At 73.6% G+C, this 4878-nt stretch carries 4 protein-coding genes; all 4 read left to right on the top strand.

Features of this window, described 5'->3' with window-relative positions; all coding sequences use genetic code 11:
• A partial coding sequence (locus tag AC31A1_RS46850; protein ID WP_489659167.1) for a sugar kinase occupies window positions 1-1354 on the top strand: 1354 nt, incomplete at its 5' end.
• Entirely contained in the window at window positions 1354-2952 is a 1599-nt protein-coding gene (locus AC31A1_RS46845) for a vWA domain-containing protein (RefSeq protein WP_489659166.1), read from the top strand. The genes AC31A1_RS46850 and AC31A1_RS46845, both read left to right, overlap by 1 nt.
• Window positions 2949-3602, top strand: coding sequence for a 4Fe-4S single cluster domain-containing protein (locus AC31A1_RS46840; RefSeq protein ID WP_489659165.1), 654 nt, complete (start codon window positions 2949-2951; stop codon window positions 3600-3602). Before AC31A1_RS46845 ends, AC31A1_RS46840 begins: the two co-directional genes overlap by 4 nt.
• On the top strand, window positions 3592-4878 hold a 1287-nt coding region (locus AC31A1_RS46835; protein ID WP_489659164.1), incomplete at its 3' end, for a hypothetical protein. The genes AC31A1_RS46840 and AC31A1_RS46835, both read left to right, overlap by 11 nt.

Genomic DNA, 4878 nt, shown 5'->3' with positions numbered 1-4878 from the left:
GCCCCGTGTGGTGGAACGGCTGGAGATGACGGCCATGACCCCGACCGCCATCGCCGTCGACCCCGGCGCCCGCCACACCCGTATCGCCCATCTCTCCCCGGACGGCACCCCGACCCTGGCAGACCTGCCCGGCACGGTGCCGGGCGAGGGACTGCCCACCGCCGCCGGCGCGGGCGGCCATCACGGTGCCGCGCTGCGGTCGGCGTACACCGCCTACCGCGAGCGCTACGGCACACCCGAGCACGTGGTCGTGGTGGTCCCGCAGCACGACCGCGCCGAACACGCCCGCCGGGCCACGGACGTCCTGACCGCCCTGCACGGCACCGACCCCCTGCCCCGGCTGCGGGCACTGGGCACCCCGCACGCCGTCCTGGCACTGCTGCGGCACGCCGGAACGGCGGCGACCGGGACCCGGTACACGGTGTGCGACCTGGGAGCCACGGCCGCCGAAGTGTCCGCGTGCGCCCTGGGCCCGGGCACCGTGGCCGTGACCGGTTCCGCACGCCACGCGCCCGCCGAAGGCTTCGGCGCCGGACTCGACCGGGCGCTGCTCACCGCCGTAGGGCTTCCGGACGACGCGGACGGGCGGGCGGCGCTCGCGGCGGCCCGGGCCGAGGACGGGGCCGCCGGGCGGCTGGACCTCGCCCTGGAGCAGAGCGCTCGGCGTCCCGGGCGCTACGACGAGATCATGGTCCTCCGGGTGGCCGGGCGGGACATCGGGGTGGGCGCCGTACGGCAGGCGCTGGAGCGGCTCACCACCGGACTCGACTCCGTGCTCGGCGCACTGCCCGGGCCTCCGGTCGTCGCCGTGGGAGGAGGGGCCCGATCCGGGCCGCTCGTAAGGCATGTGACGAACTGTCAGGGAACGCCGGTCGCGCTTCCGGGCGGGGTGGACCCCGCGCTCGCCGCCGCGTTCGGCGCGGCGCTGGTCGCCGCCGGGCGGATCGATCCCGCCGACCGCTACCCGCACGCCGTGCTCGTGGGCACGCACCGGACGGTCGGCGGCGAGCCCCGGGCCGAGGAACTGCTGATCAGCCCGGCCGGGGCGCTGGAACCGGGCGGCGCGACCGTCTTCGCGCAGAGCGAGGGACTGCCCGTCCGGATCAGGACCAAGCCGGTCGGCGCGTCCGCCACCCGGCCCGTCCACGTGCATGTCCGCGCCGCGCGGGGCGGGCGGCCGGTCCCGGTCGGCACCCTGACGATCCCCGCCGCGGAGGGGACGCGCTTCCACATCGGCGTCCGCCTCGCCGTGGACGGTGAGGCCCTCCTCGTACTGCACCCACTGGGTTCCGGGAGCCCGGAAGAATACCCGCTCGGCGCCCTGCCGACCGACATCGAGGGAGTTCGATCGTGATGTCATCCGCCAGAGGGCCGTCCCACGTGCCCCAGCAGCCCGGCGCCGCACGCACCCGGCGGTTCGCCGCCCGCGTCGCCGTCGCGGCCGTAGCGCTCATCGCCCTCGTGCCGTTCACCGCGCCCGCGGCGAGCGCCGACACGGGGCCCTCCCGCGCCCGGATCTACCAGGATCTCGGCCTGAACGACCAGCCCGCCGACTACGTCGTGCTGGTGGACACCTCCGGGTCGATGGCGAACGACGGCAAGTACGACACCGTCCGCTCCACGCTGCGCCCGTTCCTGGACGGTCTGTCCACCAAGGACCATGTCGCGCTGTTCACCTTCGACTCCCGCCCCGAGCCCCGCTACATCGGCTCGGCGGGCGACACCGACGCGATCATGTCCAGACTGCCCGAGTCCCCCGACCCGGCGGGCGAGACGGACATCGGCGCCGCCCTGAACAGCGCGCTCGGCGAACTCGAACGGTCCGACGCCGCCGGGATCGCCTCCGTCGTGCTGCTCACCGACGGGGTGCACCATCCGCCCGCGGGCTCCGCCTACCCCAAGTCCACCGGCCCCGCCTGGACCGCCCTGCACCGGCGTGCCCAGGCCGTCGCGGAGCACACCGAACTCGCGGGCTACGCCCTGCCGTTGGGCAGCGGGGCGACCGGAGCCGACCTCCTCGGGGACGTCGTCGACCACACCACCGTGCTGCGCCCGGACAGCATCCAGGACCTGAGCGGGTATCTGGAGCGGGCCGGTGACGGCACCCGGGCCCGCAAGGCGCGGCTCCTGCTGGCGGACGACATCGGCAAGGGCGTCACTGCCACCTGGTCCCCGAGCGGCCGCCGGGACCTCACCGACGGTTCGGTCGCCGCGACCGTCACGCTCCGCTCGACGACCCGTCATATCCCGCTGACCGTACGCGACTTGAGCGTGTCGGTGGCAGGCCGGCCGCTGCGGGTCACCGGAGTGCCGACCACGGTGACACTGGAACCGGGCCGCTCCAGGACGATTCCCGTACGACTGCACGGCGCGCTGTCCGCCGGTCCGGTGCCGTACCGCCGCACCAAGGACGTGGACGCCCCGCTGAAGGTGTCCGGCCAGGTCGCTTCGGACTGGCAGCGGGCCCTCGCACCGGACGTCCAGCTGAAGGTGCCGCGCGAGGTCCGGGTCACCGGAGCCGCACTGCCGCTGCGGGCCACCGTGGGTTCCGCGCTGCTGCTGCCGGCCGTCGGCGCGATCGTCGTGGCCGTGATGCTGATCCTCTGGCTGGCCTGGCGGCGAACCCATCGCCCGCGGCTGCGCGGCGAGTTGCTGCTGGAGCCGGTGTTCGGTGAGCAACTGCCCGACCGGATCGCCCTGTCCGGGCGACGGGTCGCGCTGCACCCGCGGATCATCGGCGGCCAGGGCTCGGTGCGCGGACGACGCCGGGCGACCGAACACGGCCCGCAGGTGGACCTGCTCATCCGCTACACACCGGACGGCACCACGAACCGGCAGAGCGGGGCGACCTGCGGACCCGGCCGCCAAGTCGTCGTCAACGGCGTGTCCTTCACCTATCTGCCGGAACACCGGGCGGGCAGCCCCGTTCCCGCCGACGGACGGCTTCGGTGAACGGCCCGCCGCTCAACGTCGCGGCCTCCCACGTCGGCACCGAGGCTCTCGGGCCCGGTGTGCGGTCCGTGGTGTGGGTGCAGGGGTGTCCGTTCCACTGCGCCGGCTGCATCTCCCCGGACTGGATCCCCGACCGGCCCGCCCGGCAGGTCCAACCCGCCGAACTGGCCGCCGAGTTGCTTGCCGATCCGAGCGTGAGCGGCCTCACCCTCTCCGGCGGGGAGCCGATGCGGCAGGCCGCCGGACTCGCCGAACTGGTCCGCGCCGCCCGCGAGATCAGGGACGTCTCCGTCATCTGCTTCACCGGACACCGCCTGGAGCGGCTGCGCACCGGGCCCCCCGAACCCGGGGTGCCGGACCTGCTCGCCGCGGTCGACGTCCTCGTCGACGGCCTGTACGTGGCCGCGCTGAACGACGGCCGCGGCCTGCGCGGCAGCTCCAACCAGCGCATCCACCACCTCACTTCACGACTGGCGGACTGCGGCTACGACTTCGGTCACGGCCCCCGCACCGCCGAGATCGCCGTCAGCGGACCGGAGGCCCTGCTCATCGGGGTACCGCCGAACGGCCTGCTGAACGCGTTCGACACGGCGGTCGACGCCGTCCGCGCCCGTACGTCCCCAGGAAGGGAACAGCACCATGAGCGGTAGGAAGCGCATCCAGGTCGACGAGTCGGAGTGGTACCGCATCCAGCGGAAGGCGCAGCAGCTGAAAGAGGTGCAGCGCAACATACCGCGGCTCATCGACGACGTCCGCGCACAGACCCGGGCGGACATCGACCGGACCTTCGCCGGGGTGCAGGAGCGGCAGCGCCGGCACGAGGAGGCGGTCCGCGCGCTCAGCGACCAGACCCGGCAGCTGGAGGCCGACACCACGCACAGGCTTCAGCAGCAGACGGCACAACTGCACCGGACCCTCGACGAGACCGCCGGCCGGATCCAGGCGGAGACCCGACGGGAACTGGCCCGGCAGCAGGAGGAGACCCGGCAGGCGATCGCCGGTGAGCGTGCGGAACGGCGTGCGGAGATGGCCGTGCTGGCCCAGGAGATCGACGTCATGAAGGCGGACCGGGTCCACGCCGAGCAGATGGTGCGGGCCTGGCTCGGGGACGCCAGGACGATGGCCGGCCTGATCGCCGAGACTCTGCCGCACGAGCGGTACGCGCCCGGCGAACTGGCCCGGCTGACCGGGCGGCTCGCCACCGCCGAGCTCAACATCGCGGAAGGCCGCTTCGACGCCGCGCTCGCCGTCGTCCAGGAGACCTTCCACTCACTGAGCGACCTGCGGGTCGACGTCACCCAGCGCGAACTGGAGCGGTGCTCCGCCCAGACAGAGGCGGTGGAGGCCCTCGTCCGGGTGGAGAAACTGATCGTGGGAAACGAGGACCGGCCCGTCATCGGACCCGACGGCGAAGCCCTGCCCGGCTACCGGCTCGACGTCGTGTACTGGTCGGACGGCGAACTGGACGAACTGCGCCAGGAGACCGCCCAGGCTCTGACCCGGGCCCGCGACGACGGGACGGACACCGGCACCCTGCACGGTCTGCGCGACCAGGAGGCGGCCAGGCTCGAACAGGATCTCGGCGACACCGTGGAACGGGCGGGCATGCGCCACCTGTCCTCGCAGATCCGGGTCAACCTGGCCGACGCGGTGGCCCAGACCCTCAGCGCGCACGCCTACTACGACCTGGTGGACGGCGAGTACGAGAACGACCAACGGGGTTCCTACTTCGCGAAGCTCCGCAACGAGGCGAACGGCAACGAGATCGTGGTGGACGTCTCGCAGGCCGAGCGGGACTCGGACCAGTGCGTCATCAGGGTGCTCTCCTACGACCACGACACCACGGCCGAGGCCGACCTGATGGACCGCGCCCGGATGATCCAGCAGGCACTGGTGGAGGACGGCCTGCGGGCCTCGGCACCGGAG

The sequence above is a fragment of the Streptomyces sp. P5F9 genome, from assembly GCF_057961495.1.
This window is presented reverse-complemented; position numbering and strand designations above follow the sequence as displayed.